Source organism: uncultured Pontibacter sp. (assembly GCF_947495565.1).
Lineage (GTDB): Bacteria > Bacteroidota > Bacteroidia > Cytophagales > Hymenobacteraceae > Pontibacter.
The window spans coordinates 204603-222862 of record NZ_CANLZM010000004.1 but is presented as its reverse complement, the minus strand read 5'-3'; the positions used below and the strand labels follow the sequence as shown (position 1 = coordinate 222862).

Sequence of the window (18260 nt, the reverse complement as noted above, 5' to 3'; positions counted from 1 at the left end):
TTAAAATTATAGCTTTGACTAAAGTATCTTAAAATAGTAATTAAGAACACTGACAGAAGGGTGTACTATACTTGAATTGAAGCGTGTGATTAGCAAATTAGTTCGCGCCTTCCAAACCGAAACTCCTCATCTTTCAGGAAAAATTCTCCGCATTTTTGAAGAATGGTTAAGTTGTCAAGGGTGATCTCCCAGTTAAAGTTGAACTGGCACAGAAACGCCAGCACAGGGCCAAGCATATGAGGCGTGGTGTCTCCTAATGCAAGCGAGATATGGGGCAGCCACAGGTTTGTATTATAGTACACGCCCATTTCTGTGCTCATCTCCGAAATATCGCGGTGGAGGCGGCTATGAAACTGGTTTAGAGGAGGAGTGCGCAACACAGGAATGTATACTACCGGGTTTTCGCCCGGAAAGATGCCTAAGCCAGTAGTGCGTATGGTGAAATTATGCGCAGTATAGCAGGTAGACTCCAGATACTGTTTTAGTTCTTCTGTATCTGGCACTTCGGCGGTAAGCAGCGTCAGGTGTGGGTATGGCGTAATTTTAACACCGCTCAGGCCGAATTTCTTTTCCAGAAGCTCAGTAAGCTCAGACACACGCTCAGAAGTTTTCTTGTCCAAAAGCGAAGCAATCGCAATCATATAGTATAGCTTTCAGTACTGGTGTTGCCCGCCTAACCAGGCGCGGCGATCGCATAAATTATCTAAACGAGCCCTAAGCATAATTGTTTACCAGCCAGTAACCAAAGCTATACTTTGGCTAATTCACTAATTCGTTTTAACGACTTAGCCTGGCTGTTACGCATCTTTAACGCTTTAAAAATGCAAATGTAGAGGTTGTTGCGCCGTAATTCAATTTGCAGCCACTAAATTTCTGCTACAGACAGGCCAGAGGTGACTTTAAGCAAGGTGCAGCACTATTTAAGGCAAGTTGTTGTTTTTATCTCACGTGTAAAAATAAGTACCTTTGGTTTTTAAAGTATATCAGATCAAATGATTTCCATAAATAACCTGAACTTTCACTTTGGCAGCCGCATCATGTATGAGGATGCCAGCCTTCATATTAAACCAAAAGATAAAATCGGCCTGATTGGGCTTAACGGTACCGGAAAGTCTACGCTGCTGCGCCTGATTGTAGGCGAATATAAACCGGATAGCGGCAGCATTCAGATGAGCAAGGAAACCAGCATCGGGTTCCTGAACCAGGATTTGCTCAGCTACGAAACCCATGAAAGTATACTTTCGGTGGCAATGCAGGCTTTCGGGGAGGCAATACACCTGCAGGATGAAATTGACAGGGTTCTGGTGGAGTTCGAGAATAATTTTCATGATAATCTGGTAGACAAACTTGCCACACTGCAGGAGCGGTTCGAGGCGTTGGGCGGCTATACGATGCAGGCCGAAGCTGAGGCGATTCTGGAAGGGCTTGGTTTTAGCACAGAAGAGTTGCAGCAGCCGCTAGCTTCTTTCTCAGGTGGCTGGCGCATGCGTGTTATGCTGGCTAAGATATTGCTCCAAAAGCCATCGTTGCTGCTTCTCGATGAGCCTACCAACCACCTGGACTTACCCTCAATAAAGTGGCTGGAGTCATACTTGGAGCGTTATGAGGGAGCAGTCGTGATTGTGTCGCATGATCGGGAGTTCCTGGACCGCACAACGAACATGATTGTGGAGGTATCTGGAGGGAAGCTGAATGTATACGCAGGCAACTATAGCTTTTATGTAGAGGAGAAGGAGCTGCGTAACGAGATTCAGAAAGGTGCTTTTGAAAACCAGCAGGCGCAGATCAGGCAGGCCGAGCGTTTTATTGAGCGCTTCAAAGCGAAGGCAACAAAGGCAAAGCAGGCACAAAGCCGTCAGAAAATGTTGGACCGTATGGATCGTATTGATGATGTGGCGCCTGATGCGGCAAAGGTTAACTTTAGCTTTAAGTTTAACACGCAGCCCGGCCGGCACATTCTGCGCTTAGAGCACATGAGCAAGGCTTACGGGAACAAAGTCATTTTCCGGGAAACCAACGTGCATATTGAGCGTGGAGATAAAGTGGCCTTAGTGGGCGCAAACGGTAAAGGTAAGTCTACGCTGCTGCGCATTATAGCCGGCACCGAGCCTGTAAACGGAAAGCGCGAATTAGGCCATAATGTTATACTTTCATTCTATGCGCAGCACCAGCTGGAGTCCTTAAATGTTGAGAATGATATGCTGTCTGAGCTGCAGCAGGCTGGCTCCAAAAAGTCTGAGATGGAGCTCAGGTCCCTGCTTGGCTCTTTCCTGTTCACGGGAGATGAAGTGTTTAAAAAAATAAAAGTGCTGTCGGGTGGTGAGAAAAGTCGTGTGGCGCTGGCTAAAACACTAATTTCGGAGGCTAACTTCCTGATGCTGGACGAACCGACTAACCACCTGGATATGCAGTCGGTTAATATCCTGATTCAGGCGCTGGAGCAGTATGAAGGTACTTTTGTGGTGATTTCGCACGACCGCTATTTTGTAGAGAACGTGGCGACCAAGATTTGGTACATTGAAGATTATCAGCTGAAGGAGTATCCGGGAACTTACCATGAGTATGAGGCCTGGCAGGAGAAGCGCGAGAAGGGATCTAAGAAAGAGGTTGCAAACACTGCTGCAGCACCAAAAGCAGAAAAGCAACCGCGTGAGAAAAGCGAATACACGCAACTCTCTAACCAACTAAAGCAGGTTAACAGGCAAGTGAACGAGGTTGAAAAGGAGGTGCAGAAACTGGAGCAAAAGTTAGCCGCCCAGGAAAAACAACTGGCAGACCCACAAGTGTTCGGCGATGTAGAAAAGCTTCAGAAAGCCACATCTGAATTCGATAAAATCAGAATGCAACTGGATGAGAAGCAGGAAGAATGGGAAAAGCTGATGCTAGAGGCTGAAGAGCTTGAGACTAAAATGGCTGATTAGACTTCTTTAAAAGTATAGACAACGCCCCTTAGAGCATAACTCTAAGGGGCGTTGTTTCATGGTATCTAAGATCACTTTTAAATCGGGCTGCCATACTTATCCATCGACTCTACCTGCAGCTGATGGAATTTTTTTGAATAAAAAGGTACCGTTAAGCAGGCTTGCCTTATGTAAGTATGGTGAGTCGTTCTGAAATAAGTTGACACTATTTAGACTTATGAAAGGAAAAGAAGCAGCAGGGCGCAGCAGGCGCACGAGTCGGGACTACCCGCTAGGCTTTAAGCTGGCTGTTGTCAGGCAGGTTGAAGAAGGCGAGATGACTTACAAGCAGGCCCAGCGCCACTACGGCATCCAGGGGCGCTCCACGGTTTTGGTGTGGCTCAGGAAACACGGCCGGCTGGATTGGCATTATCCCGGTATACACACACGCATGATGAAAGCCGAGACCCCAGCCCAAAAGATCAAGCGCCTGGAGCGCGAGCTCTCCGACGAGCGCCTCAGGAACAAGGTGCTGGAGAAGACCCTTCAAACCATCGAGCAGCAGGTGGCCACAAGCTGGCAAAAAAGCCCTTACCCGAACAATGTGGATCTTCCAGCAAGAGGGGGGCGTGAGCCTGGCGCGTCTCTCTTCTTTGTTCGGGTGCAGCAGGCAGTCACTCTACCAGTCAAGGGCGCGGCAGAAGAGGCGGGCAGCCCAGCTGGCCCCTGTGCGGGAGCTGGTGCAGGAGGTGCGCCGGGGGCTGCCGCGGCTAGGTACCAGAAAGCTGCACTACCTGCTCTCAGGCAAGTTGCAGGAGCTGGGCATCAAGCTGGGCCGGGATGGCCTGTTTGCCCATCTGCGGGCCGAGAACCTGCTTATCTCTCCCCGCCGCAGCTACACCAGGACCACCGACTCCAAACACTGGCTCAGGAAATACCCTAACCTGGTCAAGGGGCTAGCCGTCGAGCGCTCCGAGCAGGTTTTTTTCTCTGACATCACCTATGTCAAGAGCCAGGAGCGCAACCATTACCTCTCCCTGGTCACCGACGCCTTCAGCCGGCGCATCATGGGCTATGCCCTGAGTGATGACCTGGGCGCCGAGAGCGTGGGCAGGGCCCTGAAGATGGTCATCAAAGGGCGCATGACTTGCCTGCCACTCATACACCACTCGGACCGCGGGCTGCAGTACTGCTCCCATAACTACCAACAAATCCTGAAGAAACATCAGGTGAGCTGCTCGATGACCGATGGCTATGACTGCTACCAGAACGCGTTGGCTGAACGCATGAACGGCATACTCAAAGAAGAATTTTTATTCCACAACTGCAATAGTGGGCAGGAACTGGAAGTGCTCGTAAAACAGGCGGTGGAAAGCTACAATACCCGAAGGCCTCACCTGAGCCTGAAGATGCTCACACCACAGCAGGTACATGAAAAAACCTGTGAGCAGCTGCTCACAGGTTCTCTAAAATCATCGTAAAACCTGTCAACCTATTTTAGGACGGGTTCTGGTTTTAAATTAAGGTTTTTTTCTCAATTTGATCTAAAATTAATAAGCCATACTTTTCGCTAATTCAACAAGTATACCTTCATCACCATACAGGTTAAAACTGCCTTTTACTGCTTCTCCTTCACGCTCAGGGTCTGTGGCTAATACAACTTTGCCTGTATAGTGTTGGTGTTCTTCTTTTAAGGTACAAGGCTTATGGCTCAGATTTAATACCACCATAAATTTCTTGCCATCTTTCTCCCGTGTATAAGCTACTAACGGGCCGCTTGTGATAACAGGTTGGTAATCCCCAACATGTAAGGCTGGTTCTTGCTGGCGCAGTTTAATCAAGCGCCTGTAAAACGAGAGCATAGAGTACTGATCCTCTTTTTGTACTTCTACATTAACTCGCTGGTAATTATTCGGCAGCGGGAGCCAAGGTTCAGTTGTGGTAAAGCCGGCATAATCCTTTTCACTCCATTGCATGGGTGTTCGGGCGGGGTCTCGGCTAAGGTCTTTGTCTGGCATATTCAAGCCTTGCGGGTCTTGTATCCTGTCGGCGGGAATTGGCACATCGCGCATGCCTAACTCATCTCCATAGTATAAAGTAGGTGTGCCGCGCAGCGTTAGCAGGAGCATGGCTGCCACTTTTGCTTGTTCCCGACCTATTCTGCTGGTTATGCGTGGTTGGTCGTGGTTACCGATTACCCAGTTGGGCCATCCTCCTTCAGGTAGTGCACCCTCATATTCATCCACATGCGAGCTGATGCTCCGCGCATCCCAGTCTAAAGTTATCAGTGTAAAATTGAAAGGCAGGTGCGCTCCGTTGTTGTTCTGGCCATAATAGGTCACTAACCTATGAACTGGTAAGTATATCTCACCGATAAGCACACGCTCCTCGTACGCATCTGTTACCTCGCGCATTTTCGCTACAATGTTGTGTATTTCGGGCTGGTCTGTAGAATAGGCCGGAATTAGCTGCTCATAGGTGGCCTGGTGCGCTTTATAGTCAGGGTTAGCGGGGTTGTCGCGCAGTTTCTCGTCCTTGATCATGTGCCACATTACATCTACCCTAAATCCGTCTACACCTTTGTCAAGCCAAAAGCGCATGACATCAAACATAGCCTGCTGCACTTCCGGGTTTCTCCAGTTAAGATCCGGCTGCTCTTTCAGAAAGGCGTGGTAATAGTACTGCTCCGTCTGCTTATCCCATTCCCAGGCGCTGCCGCCAAACACACTAAGCCAATTATTAGGTTCTGAGCCGTCTTCTTGGGCATCCTGCCAAATGTACCAGTCACGCTTGGGGCTATCCTTAGATGACCGGGATTCTTCGAACCAGGCATGCTTATGTGACGTGTGGTTGGGTACCAAGTCAAGTATAAGCTTCATGTCGCGTTTGTGCACCTCTTTCAGCAGTTTGTCAAAATCGTCCATAGTGCCGAACAGGGGGTGGATTCCGCAATAATCTGAGATGTCATAACCGAAGTCAGCCATAGGAGAAGGGTAAATCGGGGAAACCCACACAGCTGTTATGCCTAGCCATTTCAGGTAATCCAACCGGCTGATAATGCCGCACAGATCGCCCACACCATCACCGTCAGAATCTTGAAAGGAGCGGGGGTATACTTGGTAAATTATGCCTGATTGCCACCAAAGGTAATTTTGATCTTGCTTCATAGTTATGTGCCTAATACAAATTCTGTCTTTAGTAGGCTTTCTACGCAGCATTGCTTTTGAAGATATAAACCCTCAGGTAGTTCTTTCGGCATACGATATTTTGTAGATGATAAACAAATAGTGGACTTAAACTTATCTCATACTACCTAAAAGCCTGCTTTCTTCAAATATTAGCTGGATAAAATAATATAAATAAATCGTTGTAACATTGGTTAATATACAACAGTGGATATATAGTAATTGCACTTTGTATTTTACTATCTAAATATTTAATTATATCTATTAATATTGATTTTAAACTTTATATATTTGCATTTATAAAATGACTTACAGCATATGGGAAGTATGAAAAGTAAGTTTTTCACAAGTTTCAAAACAACCAAATAAACATATAAGCTAACAAAATCATATTTTATGAAAACACTTTTACCAAAGCTTCTTCTCTTCATTTTTGTTGTTGCATTCATGTCTTCTTGCCAGAAAACATACTGTCCAGCATATTCAAGTAACAAAACTGAGCCTATTAATAAGCCGACTTTTTTGAAGGATCGTGCACGAAAATAATTTAAGTATAGTGGCGGTAGGTTAAGGACTGCCAAAGGGGGAAACACACAAAGCCATACTTTAAAGTATGGCTTTGTGTGTTTATATGCTGAATTTATAGTGTAAGAAAATCTATTGAAGCATTGTTTTGTGAGGGTGATAAAAGTGGGAGGGGGTGTAAACCAAAAAAGGCTCGCGGATTTAAAATCTGCAAGCCTTTTTATTTAAGTAGCGGGGAGCAGAATCGAACTGCCGACCTCAGGGTTATGAATCCTGCGCTCTAACCATCTGAGCTACCCCGCCGAATTGTGGTGCAAATATAGCGGAATTGTTTTCAAATATGCAAGCATATCTTCTGAAAAAAAATATTTTATTTTTCAGATATATGTAATTTGAAGAATTAATACTATACTTACTCAGACACTTACAATACCCCTATGACTAGAGATACGAAGTTGAAATTTGTGCGGGAGTACCCTATTAACGCCTCCGCTAAACTGCTTTATCCGTACCTGAGCACTCCCGGCGGTCTTTCGCAGTGGTTCTGCGACGATGCCAAGCTGAATGAAGACAATATATTTAATTTCATTTGGGACGGCCGCAACCATTTCGCTGAAATGACAGGCCACCGCACAAACCGCTCCGTGCGCTTTCTTTTCCTGTCGGAAGATAGAAAACATTTGCCTGATGCGCCTTACATTGATTTCCAGATAGAGAGCAGTGAGCTTACGCAGGAACAATTTCTTAAAGTTGTAGATTACTCTAATGAAGACAGTCAGGAAGAATTAGAAGAACTATGGGACAATCTGCTGCAAAATCTGCGGGAAATAGTAGGAGGTTAGCATCTTTGCAGGAGTAAAGCTTATCTTTGCACGGTAATTGCTTCCTAAAGCATGGTTAAAGTGGCTGCCCCACGGTAGCAGCTGCTCATTTTTTGCGCATGAAGAAACTTGATAAGCTAATACTCAGGGAGTTTTTTGGCCCTTTTTTACTGACATTTGCTGTGGTGGAGTTTATACTGCTCACCCAGTACATGCTAAAGTACCTTGACGAGCTGGTTGGTAAAGACCTGGGCTCAGAGGTTTTTGGTGAACTCCTTTTCTATTTCAGTATTAACATGGCGCCGGTGGCTCTGCCATTAGCTGTGCTGCTGTCCTCTCTTATGACTTTTGGATCTTTGGGGGAGCACCATGAGCTGACTGCCATTAAAACATCCGGCATTGCGCTCACCCGTATTCTGAGACCTGTCCTGATCGTGGTGGGCCTAATCACCGTAGGAGCCTTCTTCTTCAATAACATGGTTGTGCCTAAGGCAAACCTTAAGGCCTATAGCCTTCTTTGGGATATTCGGCAGAAAAAGCCCGCTATGAATTTCAAGGAAGGTGCGTTTTATAATGGTATCCCAGGTTATAGTATAAAAGTAAACGAAAAGCTGAACGACGGTCAAAGCCTGCGCGAAGTGATGATCTATGACCATACGAAAGGCGGCACCAATACCACTGTGATTTTGGCGGACTCCGGAGAGATGTACATGGATTACAACGATTCTTACCTGGTTCTGGAGCTGTTTCGCGGTAATACCTATGTCGATCAGAACAATTCCTCCTTTCGTAGCTCCAACGAACAGTTTGTAAGGCAGGAGTTTGAAAAGAGTAAGCTGATGCTAAGTATGGCATCCTTTAACTTCGACCGCACCCGCGAAGAGCTGTTTTCAGATAACAAGATGATGAAAAACATCAGTGAGCTGAACGTGGTGACTGACTCTTTGCGCAACCATAGCCAGCGTGAGCAGCAGCTATATGCCCCAAACGTTGATCCTTTTTACATGTACTTTAAAGCAGATACTGGCCAGGTGAAGAACGGTCTGCGTTTAATGGGCAAGAAGTTAGAGCGTGAGTTACCAGAGCCAACCCCGGAAATACTGGTGCTGGCTACAAATAAGGCGCGCAACATAAAAAGCTTTACAGGTAGCTATGTAGAGCGGGTGCGCTCCACCCTGCGAGAGGCGAATAACTATGAAGTAGAGATTTGGCGCAAGTATACTCAGTCGGCTTCCATCATTGTCATGTTCCTGATTGGGGCCCCATTGGGTGCTATTATCAAAAAAGGCGGTTTAGGAGTTCCTGTTGTCATCTCAATCATCTTCTTTATAACCATGTATGTAATGACCATACTTGGCGAAAAGTGGGCGCGAGAGGGACTTGTGTCGGTAGGGGCAGGCATGTGGGCCGCAAATTTTATACTTCTTCCTATTGGTTTATTCTTTCTTTACCAGGCCCGCAGCGACTCAAGTTTACTTGAAATGGACTTCTGGCGAAAGCTGATGGCGCGCCTCCGGCGTAATAAACTGTAAAACCACTATATAAAGATTTGGCAAAAGTTTTTTTTGTAAAAGTAAATTATATACCTTTGTGGCTTGTATAGCAAGCTTTGCAAGATAAAAACAGATTGATATTTTTACGATGAGATTAACCACTGAAGCGAAACAAGAGATTTTCGAAAAGCACGGTTTCAACAAGTCAAAATCTGATACAGGTTCTCCTGAGGCTCAGATAGCGCTGTTCACGACACGTATCGCGGACCTAACCGGGCACCTGAAAACTCACAAAAAAGACTTTAGCACACGTCTTGGTCTTTTGAAACTGGTAGGTAAAAGAAGAAGACTTCTGAACTATCTCCAGAAAAATGATATTGAAAGATACAGAGCTATTATTAGCGAGCTGGGTATCCGTAAATAAGCATGTTGTGTTAGGGAATTCATTTATGGGATTCCCTAATCTTTTTTACAGCACCCCCCTTCCTTCCTTAAATTGCCAGTACCGACAGAGTTGCAATGGGTGACCCTGTCTTTTTTGATGATAACGATAATTGAAGATGTCCTACAACGCAATTAGTAAAACTATTTTTCTTCCGGATGGACGGGAGATAACAATTGAAACTGGTAAACTAGCCAAACAAGCAGACGGATCTGTAGTAGTTAAGATGGGTAACACCATGCTACTTGCGGCTGTTGTTTCAAACAAAGAAGCCCGCGAAGGGGTTGACTTCCTGCCACTTTCTGTAGACTACCAAGAGAAATTTGCCTCTTCAGGGAAGATTCCAGGTGGTTTCCTTAGAAGAGAGGCAAGACTTTCTGATTATGAAGTATTAGTGTCTCGATTGGTAGACCGAGTGCTGCGCCCGCTGTTCCCTGGAGACTACCACGCAGAGACCCAAATGACTATACACCTAATCTCTGCTGACACAGAGATTATGCCAGATGCACTGGCTGCTCTTGCTGCCTCAGCTGCACTAGCGGTATCTGATATTCCTTTCAACGGTCCTATCTCAGAGGTTCGTGTTGCGCGAATTGATGGCCAGTTGGTAATTAACCCAAGCGTAAGCGACCTGCAGCGTGCGGATATCGATATGATGGTTGGTGCCTCTATCGATAGCGTAGTGATGGTAGAAGGCGAGATGAACGAGGTTTCTGAAGCAGAGATGCTGGAAGCTATTCAGTTCGCTCATGATGCTATTAAATCACATTGCCAGGCGCAGCTGGAGCTTGCTGAAATGGTAGGCAAAACAGTGAAGCGTGAGTATTCTCACGAAACACATGATAATGACCTGCGCCAAAAAGTTTATGAAGCAACTTACGAAAAAGCTTATGCAGTTGCCAAGCGTGGCAGCGCAAACAAGCAAGAGCGTTCAGAAGGCTTTAAAGCTGTACGTGATGAGTTTATCGCTTCACTTGGCGAAGACCATGGCTATGACGAGAACCTGATCAAAGTATACTACCACGATGTAGAGAAAGAGGCGGTTCGTAATATGATACTTGATGAGCGCGTTCGTTTAGATGGCCGTCAGTTGGATGAAATTCGCTCTATCTGGTCTGAGGTAAACTACCTGCCTGCTACGCACGGTTCAGCAGTATTTACACGTGGCGAAACACAGTCTTTAACTACTGTAACGCTAGGTACCAAGCTGGATGAGCAAATGATCGACAGCGCCATGGTATCAGGTACGAACAAGTTCCTGTTGCACTATAACTTCCCTGCGTTTTCAACAGGTGAGGTAAGACCAAACAGAGGTCCGGGCCGTCGTGAGATCGGTCATGGTAACTTAGCGCTGCGTGCTCTGAAGAAAGTGCTTCCACCAGAGTCTGAGAATCCATACACAATCCGTATCGTTTCTGACATCCTGGAGTCAAACGGTTCTTCTTCTATGGCTACGGTTTGTGCCGGTAGCTTAGCTTTGATGGATGCAGGTGTACCTGTAAAAGGTGCTGTTTCTGGTATCGCCATGGGCTTGATAACTAATCCAGAGTCAGGTAAATTTGCTGTTCTATCTGATATCCTGGGGGATGAAGACCACTTAGGTGACATGGACTTTAAGGTTGCCGGTACAACAAATGGTATCACAGCCTGCCAAATGGACATCAAAATCCAAGGCTTATCACATGAGGTAATGACACAGGCGCTACAGCAGGCTAATGCTGGTCGTTTGCACATCCTCAACGAAATGTCTAAAACCCTTACTTCTCCTAACCCGGATTATAAGCCACATACTCCTCGCTCATTCAACATGGTGATCGACAAAGAGTTTATCGGTGCAGTTATCGGACCAGGTGGTAAAGTGATTCAGCAGATCCAGAAGGATACTGGTGCAACAGTTATCATTGAAGAGAGAAACGAAAAAGGCCATGTAAATATCTTTGCCAGCGACCAGGATTCTATGAATTCTGCCATCGGTAAGATACGTGCTATTGCAGCGCAGCCGGAAATCGGCGAAACTTACATTGGCAAAGTGAAGTCTATCCAGCCTTATGGAGCTTTCGTTGAGTTTATGCCAGGTAAAGACGGTTTGCTGCACATCTCTGAGATTAAGCACGAGCGTCTGGAAACAATGGAAGGCGTACTTGAGATTGGCGAAGATGTGAAAGTGAAGCTCATTGATGTAGATAAAAAGACAGGTAAATTCAAGCTTTCCCGCAAGGCAATTTTGCCAAAGCCAGGAGCAGAAGACAACCAATAACACCTGCTATAGTATACTCTTGGTGTCTGGCTTTAGTGGCTCTAAAGGCACCAAGAGTTTTTATTTTTTGTCGCCTTTGTACTGCATCTTGATTTTATTCTGAAGATGACAGAACTTTGCGCGATTTTCTGATGTTAAGTCACCGAGCCAAAACAATAGATTTCACAATTTTTTTGAATAATACATACTCAGATGAGACAACTCAAGATAAGCAAACAGATTACAAACCGCGAGAGCCAATCACTGGACAAGTATCTGCAGGAGATTGGTAAAGTTGATTTGCTTACTCCGGACGAAGAGGTGTCGCTGGCACAGAGAATTAAAGAAGGAGATCAGTTTGCGCTTGAGAAGTTAACCAAAGCCAACTTACGATTTGTGGTATCGGTGGCAAAGCAGTATCAAAATCAGGGCCTATCTTTGGGCGACCTTATCAATGAAGGTAACCTGGGTCTGATTAAAGCTGCCAAACGATTCGACGAAACCCGGGGTTTTAAATTTATTTCTTACGCTGTTTGGTGGATCCGTCAGTCAATTTTGCAGGCGTTGGCAGAGCAGTCGCGTATTGTGCGTTTGCCGCTTAACCGTGTAGGGTCACTAAATAAAATCTCTAAATCTTTCTCTGAGCTGGAGCAAAAGTTCGAACGTGAGCCATCTCCGGAGGAAATTGCCGAAGTACTGGAGTTAACTACCGCTGAGGTAGTTGATACTCTGAAGATATCAGGCCGTCATGTTTCTGTGGATGCACCATTTGTTCAGGGTGAGGAAAACCGTTTGCTGGACGTGCTGGAAAACGAAGACGAAGAATCGCCAGACATGGGCTTAATGAACGACTCACTTCGCAAAGAAGTGCAGCGCGCTTTATCTACGCTTACCAAACGAGAAGCAGATGTTATTACTTTGTACTTTGGTTTGAATGGGGAGCATTCTTTAACACTAGAGGAAATAGGCGAAAAGTTTAACCTTACCCGCGAACGCGTTCGGCAGATCAAGGAAAAAGCTATCCGCAGACTTCGCCATACTTCAAGAAGTAAAGCACTGAAGCCATACTTAGGTTAATTGCACTACAACAGCAATACTGCCCTGGCCCAAAGCCAGGGCTTTTTGTTTCTACTTAGATTACCTTTTTGGTTGTGCAAATGAATGCAGAGGCCTAGAAATTTTGTATACTTGCATCCAAATTTCTTTTAGAATTAAAAACAGTAATGGAAATAGAAAAAGTAAAATGCCTTATCATTGGGTCCGGACCAGCTGGTTATACAGCAGCTATTTATGCTTCCAGAGCCGGTCTTAATCCGGTACTATATCAGGGCTTGCAGCCTGGTGGCCAGCTAACTATAACCAACGATGTTGAAAATTATCCTGGTTACCCTGAGGGAGTTATGGGGCCTGAGATGATGGAGGACTTTAAAAAGCAGGCTGAGCGCTTTGGTACAGATGTTCGTTACGGTATAGCTACTGCAGTGGATTTTTCTTCCAAGCCGCATAAGGTAGTAATTGATGACCAAAAGACAATAGAAGCTGATGCAGTCATAATTTCAACTGGCGCATCTGCAAAATGGTTGGGCCTTGAGTCTGAGTCTAGGTTAAATGGTAGTGGCGTTTCTGCCTGTGCAGTTTGTGATGGTTTCTTTTACAGAGGCCAGGATGTGGCTATAGTGGGAGCAGGAGATACTGCTGCAGAAGAAGCTACTTACCTATCAAACTTATGCAATAAAGTATATATGCTGATACGCCGCGATGAAATGCGTGCGTCCACCATTATGCAGGAGCGTGTAAAAAACACTAAAAACATTGAAGTGCTTTGGAACACGGTTACTGACGAGATTTTAGGTAAAGATACTGTTGATGCAGTCCGAGTAAAGAATGTACTTACAAATGAGCTGACAGAGATTCCTGTAAAAGGATTCTTTGTGGCAATCGGCCATGAGCCTAATTCAGCCATTTTTGCTGAGTATCTAAACTTGGATGAGAATGGGTATATACGCACAATACCAGGAACGGCCAAAACGAATATTGATGGTGTATTTGCCTGTGGCGACGTGCAAGATTTTACATACCGTCAGGCAGTTACAGCTGCTGGCTCTGGATGTATGGCGGCATTAGACGCGGAGCGTTACCTGGCAGCAAAGGGTTTGCATTAATTTGTAGTTGCCGTATTGCACCAGTAGCTCATTAATTATCAAAACCTGGCTTCAGGTGTATCACAATAAAATGGCTGTGCTGCAGTTTTATTTAGCGAATAACGTGCTGCAGTAAGGCAGCACAGCCAACCTTTTGATGCAAATGTTCAAGAACAAAGCACCCTTAATTTTTGTACTGTTAACTCTAAGCTTACTTTGTAACGCAGCTGGTGCGTTGGCACAAGGGAAGGTGAAAGACCTGTTCAAGGTGAATACACCTAAGATACAGTACGTGCGTCCGGACACAACTATTCTTATAAAGTATGAGGATTTCCCGGATGATGATTCAGACCCTGATCAGTCTATCTATTTCAACCCAAAAAAAGAGTTATCAATAGTTAGTGAGGATACATCAGAACTCGACCTGGGCGAGCAGCATATTGTAGAGATGTCTGAGGAGGTTCTTGTAGATTCTACCTGGATCAGGATTGCAGGCTACTACTCTATTTGGGATACCCGAAATATTAACCCTTACCGTCTGGACAGCCGCCAGCTAAAGGATACGGTGGATATCAAATTATATGATCCCAATAACAACCGGGAATATAAAATGCCATTGGAGAAAACTCCGATTACAAGCAGGTTTGGGCCTCGTAGCGGACGTTGGCACTATGGCACAGACATAGATCTGGATACAGGTGACTCCATTTATGCTGCCTTCGACGGGGTGGTGCGCATCAATAAATGGGATGGAGGTGGCTACGGCAATTATATTGTTGTTCGCCATTATAATGGCTTAGAAACGCTTTATGGACACATGAGCAGAACAATTTCTAAGTCAGGAGATTTTGTGAAAGCAGGTGAAGTGATCGGTTTAGGCGGAAGCACAGGGCGTAGTTCAGGGCCGCACCTGCATTATGAAGTGCGCTTCCAAGGCAATCCCATGGATCCGGAAAACATCTATGATTTCCCGGATTACCTACTCAAAGGGGAAAGTTACCAGATCACCTCTGCTGTTTTCAATTATGCAAATAGGTCTAAAAGCGGTGGCAGCAGCAGCGGGCGCAGAGCTGCCTACCACAAAGTGCGCAGTGGCGACACCTTGTCTGGAATAGCAAAGAAATACGGCGTATCCGTTAGCCAACTAACGCGCTTAAATGGTATTAGTACGCGCACCACTTTAAAACTTGGGCGGTCGCTGCGTATTAGATAATAAAATACAGAATGAAATTAGATATACTTGCCTTTGCCTCGCACCCTGATGATATTGAACTGGGTTGTGCAGGAACGCTTATAGCCCATGTAGAAGCTGGACTTAAAGTAGGGATTGTTGATTTGACGGCTGGTGAGTTAGGGACAAGGGGCACTCCTGAAGTACGCCTTCAGGAAGGTTTAGACGCTGCCAAAGTGATGGGAATTAGCGTGCGTGAAAACCTCGGCTTTGCTGATGGCTTCTTCCAGAATGATCGTGATCATCAATTAGAGGTGGTGAAGGTGCTGAGGAAGTATAAACCTGATGTTGTGATTGCAAACGCCGTGCATGACAGGCATCCAGATCATGGCAGAGGATCTATTTTAGTATCAGAGGCTTGTTTCAAATCAGGCCTGAAAATGATTAAAACGCAAATATCGGAAGGAGATCAGGAAGCATGGCGCCCGAAAGCTGTATATCATTATATCCAGGACCGCCTTATCACGCCTGATTTTGTGGTTGACGTGACTCCATATTGGGAGAAAAAGATGGAAACGATACGTGCCTTCAAATCTCAGTTTTATAATCCGGATGATAGCTCGCCAAACACCTATATCTCTTCGCCAGAATTCCTTGATTTTATTGAGGCCAGGGCAAAGGAACTAGGACATGCCATTGGGGTAACATATGGTGAGGGATTCACAAAAGAGCGTCATTTAGGAGTCAAAAATTTATTTGATTTGCTGTAGAGAAATAGAATGGATGCTACTTAACTTAATTAATAGCAGCCTCAATGTTAAAGTATAAAAGGGAGAGCCGCTAAGCGTTTAGCGGCTCTCCCTTTTATACTTCTAGAGCTTTAAAATGAACTTCTATATTTTGTAAGTTTCTAAAACCTGGAAAATGAAATGCAGGTGATCATGTACAAAGTCTGTAGAGCTTCAAAACAAAAATCCTATAAGTTGGTTGTGGTGTATTAAAACTACACTATAGCCACAGCTACATGAAAAATAAAATAATTGTATTGGCCAGCCGCCCGAAGGGTACGCCTGCCAGTGAAAACTTTAGGTTTGAGGATGCAGATATACCGGCTCTAGAAGAAGGGCAGATATTGTTGAAGTCGTTATATGTGTCAGTTGATCCTTATATGCGTGGGCGTATGAGCGATGCAAAGTCTTATGTGACGCCTTATGAGGTTGGTAAGCCTATTGCCGGTGGTATTGTGGCTGAGGTGGTAGATAGCTGCAACAGTCAATGGGAGAAAGGGACCGTTGTAATCGGTAACTTGCCATGGCAACTATACATTGCGCATAACGGTGAAGGGCTTAATAAAATCGACCCTGAAATTGCCCCACTAAGTTACCATTTAGGCATTCTAGGTATGCCCGGACTTACAGCATACTTTGGCCTACTACATATTGGAGACCCTAAGCCTGGCGAGACAGTGGTAGTATCTGGTGCTGCAGGTGCCGTGGGCTCAGTAGTCGGCCAAATTGCAAAGCTGAAAGGTTGCCGTGTGGTAGGTGTTGCAGGATCAGACGAAAAAGTGTCTTACTTAAAAGAAGAGCTAGGCTTTGATGAAGCCATTAACTACAAGGACACTGCCAATATTAAGGAAGCGATGGCTCAGGCCTGCCCTGATGGAGTGGATGTATACTTTGATAACGTGGGCGGCGAAATCTCTGATTCCGTTTATTGGAGTTTAAATAAATTTGCACGCATTGCAGTATGTGGCCAGATTTCCTATTACAACGCCACTAGCTTGCCTACAGGTATGCGGGTTGAACCTATTCTACTCAAGAAAAGCGCTTTGATGAAAGGCTTTATTGTTAGCGATTACGCAGAAGAGTTTGGCACCGCTGCCAAAGATTTAGCTGCATGGGTTAAAGAAGGCAAGCTGCAGTATCAGGAGACAATAGAGGAGGGCTTTGAAAACATACCGCAAGCTTTTCTGGGTTTGTTTACTGGTGAAAACACCGGTAAGCAACTGGTAAAAGTGGCCGACAGAGAAGTATAGACACTGCGATATCACAACATATTGTCGTGACTCCTTTTAAAATCAAAACACAAGTATAGCAGCTTAGGATGCTGATCAAACAACAATACAATTAGTTAAAGTATGAATAACTTCACATTTTATAATCCTGTTAAAATTCTGTTCGGCAAAGGGCAGATAAGCGCAGTATCACAAGAAATACCCGCAGGTGCACGCGTCATGATGACCTATGGCGGTGGCAGCATTAAGAAAAACGGCGTTTATGACCAAGTAATGGAGGCGCTGAAAGGGTTCGAGGTAATTGAGTTTAGCGGCATTGAGCCTAACCCTCATTACGAGACCTTGATGCAGGCAGTAGAAATTGCTAAGCGCCAAAAGATTGATTTCTTCTTGGCTGTGGGTGGCGGCTCGGTTATAGATGGCACTAAGTTTATTGTGGCGGCTATGGAGTATGAAGGGGAGGATCCGTGGAATATTATGGCTAAAAGAGAGCCTGTTACAAAAGCAGCTCCCTTCGGTGCAGTGCTGACTCTTCCTGCCACTGGTTCCGAAATGAACTCAGGATCTGTTATCAATCGTGTTTCAACAAAAGAAAAGCTGGCTTTCGGTAGTCCTTTCACGTTTCCTAAGTTCTCGGTATTGGACCCTGAAAGTACATTCACGCTGCCGGTGCGTCAGATATCGAATGGAGTTGTGGATGCTTTTTCGCATGTGCTGGAGCAGTATCTTACGTATCCTGTTAATGCACCGCTTCAGGACCGCTTAGCCGAGGCAGTTTTGCTCACTTTAAAGGAGGAGGGACCTAAGGCTGTTCAGAATCCGCAGGATTACGAAACGATGGCTAACTTTATGTGGGCTGCTACAATGGCTTTGAACGGCGTGATTAGAGTAGGTGTGCCAACTGACTGGGCAACTCATTACATTGCGCATGAGCTGACGGCACTGCACGGCATTGACCATGCTCGCACGCTGGCAGTTGTGTTCCCGGCATTACTGCGCTATAAAAGCGAAACTAAGAAAGAAAAGCTGCTACAGTATGGTGAGCGCGTGTGGGGCGTTAACACTGGCACAGAAGACGAAAGATTAGAAGCTACAATTCAAGCTACTATTGCATTCTTCGAGTCACTTAATATCAAAACACGTCTATCTGACTACGAAGTTGGCAAAGATACTATTGCCATTATCATCCAGCGTTTTGAGGAGCGAGGTGTGAAAAACTTAGGTGAGCGAGCGGATATTCAGGTTCAGGACGTAAAGGAAATTCTTGCTTTGAGCCTTTAGATCATAAAGTATAAAAAAGCCGCTATAATAGTTATTACAGTGGCTTTT

Annotated in this window: 14 protein-coding genes and 1 tRNA gene; 12 read left to right on the top strand and 3 right to left on the bottom strand. The window is 45.3% G+C overall.

Going from position 1 to position 18260, the window contains the following annotated elements; translation table 11 throughout:
- Positions 1-89 precede the first annotated feature (89 nt).
- Positions 90-641 (bottom strand): 2'-5' RNA ligase family protein, encoded by a 552-nt coding sequence (locus tag Q1B04_RS07325; protein ID WP_299757453.1) that lies wholly within the window; start codon positions 639-641, stop codon positions 90-92.
- 351 nt (positions 642-992) lie between these two features.
- Here Q1B04_RS07325 and Q1B04_RS07320 point away from each other — a divergent pair, with 351 nt between their 5' ends.
- On the top strand, positions 993-2921 hold the full coding sequence (locus Q1B04_RS07320; RefSeq protein ID WP_299757451.1) for an ABC-F family ATP-binding cassette domain-containing protein: 1929 nt from the start codon (positions 993-995) through the stop codon (positions 2919-2921).
- Between the two features lie 217 nt (positions 2922-3138).
- Positions 3139-4381 (top strand): IS3 family transposase gene (locus tag Q1B04_RS07315; RefSeq protein ID WP_299757448.1). Its coding sequence is split into 2 segments (ribosomal slippage): positions 3139-3479 and positions 3478-4381, totalling 1245 coding nucleotides; the frame shifts between segments, so codons are not numbered across the junction.
- A gap of 69 nt (positions 4382-4450) precedes the next feature.
- On the opposite strand, the gene Q1B04_RS07310 is transcribed toward Q1B04_RS07315, so the two are convergent.
- Positions 4451-6067 carry an alpha-amylase family glycosyl hydrolase gene (locus Q1B04_RS07310; RefSeq protein WP_299757445.1) on the bottom strand — a complete coding sequence of 539 codons (1617 nt, stop codon included), beginning with the start codon at positions 6065-6067 and terminating at the stop codon, positions 4451-4453.
- A gap of 772 nt (positions 6068-6839) precedes the next feature.
- A tRNA-Met gene (locus Q1B04_RS07305) sits at positions 6840-6913 on the bottom strand.
- A 134-nt stretch (positions 6914-7047) separates the two neighbouring features.
- Between Q1B04_RS07305 and Q1B04_RS07300 the strand changes: the two genes are divergently transcribed.
- The 10 genes from Q1B04_RS07300 to Q1B04_RS07255 all read left to right on the top strand — a co-directional run bounded on the left by Q1B04_RS07300 (position 7048) and on the right by Q1B04_RS07255 (position 18212).
- Positions 7048-7452: an START-like domain-containing protein gene (locus Q1B04_RS07300; RefSeq protein ID WP_299757442.1), complete on the top strand. Its 405-nt coding sequence runs from the start codon at positions 7048-7050 to the stop codon at positions 7450-7452.
- A 98-nt stretch (positions 7453-7550) separates the two neighbouring features.
- The gene (locus Q1B04_RS07295; RefSeq protein WP_299757440.1) at positions 7551-8963 is read left to right on the top strand and encodes an LptF/LptG family permease; all 1413 of its coding nucleotides are present in this window, start codon (positions 7551-7553) and stop codon (positions 8961-8963) included.
- Positions 8964-9072: 109 nt separating this feature from the next.
- Positions 9073-9348 (top strand): 30S ribosomal protein S15, encoded by a 276-nt coding sequence (gene rpsO / locus Q1B04_RS07290; protein WP_266205382.1) that lies wholly within the window; start codon positions 9073-9075, stop codon positions 9346-9348.
- A 136-nt stretch (positions 9349-9484) separates the two neighbouring features.
- On the top strand, positions 9485-11623 hold the full coding sequence (gene pnp / locus Q1B04_RS07285) for a polyribonucleotide nucleotidyltransferase (protein WP_299757434.1): 2139 nt from the start codon (positions 9485-9487) through the stop codon (positions 11621-11623).
- A 192-nt stretch (positions 11624-11815) separates the two neighbouring features.
- Positions 11816-12679 carry a sigma-70 family RNA polymerase sigma factor gene (locus tag Q1B04_RS07280; protein ID WP_025605096.1) on the top strand — a complete coding sequence of 288 codons (864 nt, stop codon included), beginning with the start codon at positions 11816-11818 and terminating at the stop codon, positions 12677-12679.
- A gap of 146 nt (positions 12680-12825) precedes the next feature.
- The gene (trxB, locus tag Q1B04_RS07275) at positions 12826-13764 is read left to right on the top strand and encodes a thioredoxin-disulfide reductase (RefSeq protein ID WP_299757423.1); all 939 of its coding nucleotides are present in this window, start codon (positions 12826-12828) and stop codon (positions 13762-13764) included.
- A gap of 214 nt (positions 13765-13978) precedes the next feature.
- Positions 13979-14956, top strand: coding sequence for a M23 family metallopeptidase (locus Q1B04_RS07270; RefSeq protein ID WP_299757421.1), 978 nt, complete (start codon positions 13979-13981; stop codon positions 14954-14956).
- Positions 14957-14967: 11 nt separating this feature from the next.
- On the top strand, positions 14968-15684 hold the full coding sequence (gene bshB1, locus Q1B04_RS07265; RefSeq protein ID WP_299757419.1) for a bacillithiol biosynthesis deacetylase BshB1: 717 nt from the start codon (positions 14968-14970) through the stop codon (positions 15682-15684).
- Positions 15685-15938: 254 nt separating this feature from the next.
- Positions 15939-16952, top strand: a complete 1014-nt coding sequence (locus tag Q1B04_RS07260) for an NADP-dependent oxidoreductase (protein WP_299757416.1) — start codon at positions 15939-15941, stop codon at positions 16950-16952.
- A 102-nt stretch (positions 16953-17054) separates the two neighbouring features.
- The gene (locus Q1B04_RS07255; RefSeq protein ID WP_299757414.1) at positions 17055-18212 is read left to right on the top strand and encodes an iron-containing alcohol dehydrogenase; all 1158 of its coding nucleotides are present in this window, start codon (positions 17055-17057) and stop codon (positions 18210-18212) included.
- The last annotated feature ends 48 nt before the right edge of the window (positions 18213-18260 follow it).

Excerpts from the sequence above, each read along its gene's own strand:
- pnp (WP_299757434.1), top strand. The coding sequence starts at position 9,485 with ATGTCCTACAACGCAATTAGTAAAACTATTTTTCTTCCGGATGGACGG.
- Q1B04_RS07300 (WP_299757442.1), top strand. The coding sequence starts at position 7,048 with ATGACTAGAGATACGAAGTTGAAATTTGTGCGGGAGTACCCTATTAAC.
- rpsO (WP_266205382.1), top strand. The coding sequence starts at position 9,073 with ATGAGATTAACCACTGAAGCGAAACAAGAGATTTTCGAAAAGCACGGT.
- Q1B04_RS07310 (WP_299757445.1), bottom strand. The coding sequence starts at position 6,067 with ATGAAGCAAGATCAAAATTACCTTTGGTGGCAATCAGGCATAATTTAC.
- Q1B04_RS07295 (WP_299757440.1), top strand. The coding sequence starts at position 7,551 with ATGAAGAAACTTGATAAGCTAATACTCAGGGAGTTTTTTGGCCCTTTT.
- bshB1 (WP_299757419.1), top strand. The coding sequence starts at position 14,968 with ATGAAATTAGATATACTTGCCTTTGCCTCGCACCCTGATGATATTGAA.
- trxB (WP_299757423.1), top strand. The coding sequence starts at position 12,826 with ATGGAAATAGAAAAAGTAAAATGCCTTATCATTGGGTCCGGACCAGCT.
- Q1B04_RS07320 (WP_299757451.1), top strand. The coding sequence starts at position 993 with ATGATTTCCATAAATAACCTGAACTTTCACTTTGGCAGCCGCATCATG.
- Q1B04_RS07255 (WP_299757414.1), top strand. The coding sequence starts at position 17,055 with ATGAATAACTTCACATTTTATAATCCTGTTAAAATTCTGTTCGGCAAA.
- Q1B04_RS07260 (WP_299757416.1), top strand. The coding sequence starts at position 15,939 with ATGAAAAATAAAATAATTGTATTGGCCAGCCGCCCGAAGGGTACGCCT.
- Q1B04_RS07325 (WP_299757453.1), bottom strand. The coding sequence starts at position 641 with ATGATTGCGATTGCTTCGCTTTTGGACAAGAAAACTTCTGAGCGTGTG.
- Q1B04_RS07280 (WP_025605096.1), top strand. The coding sequence starts at position 11,816 with ATGAGACAACTCAAGATAAGCAAACAGATTACAAACCGCGAGAGCCAA.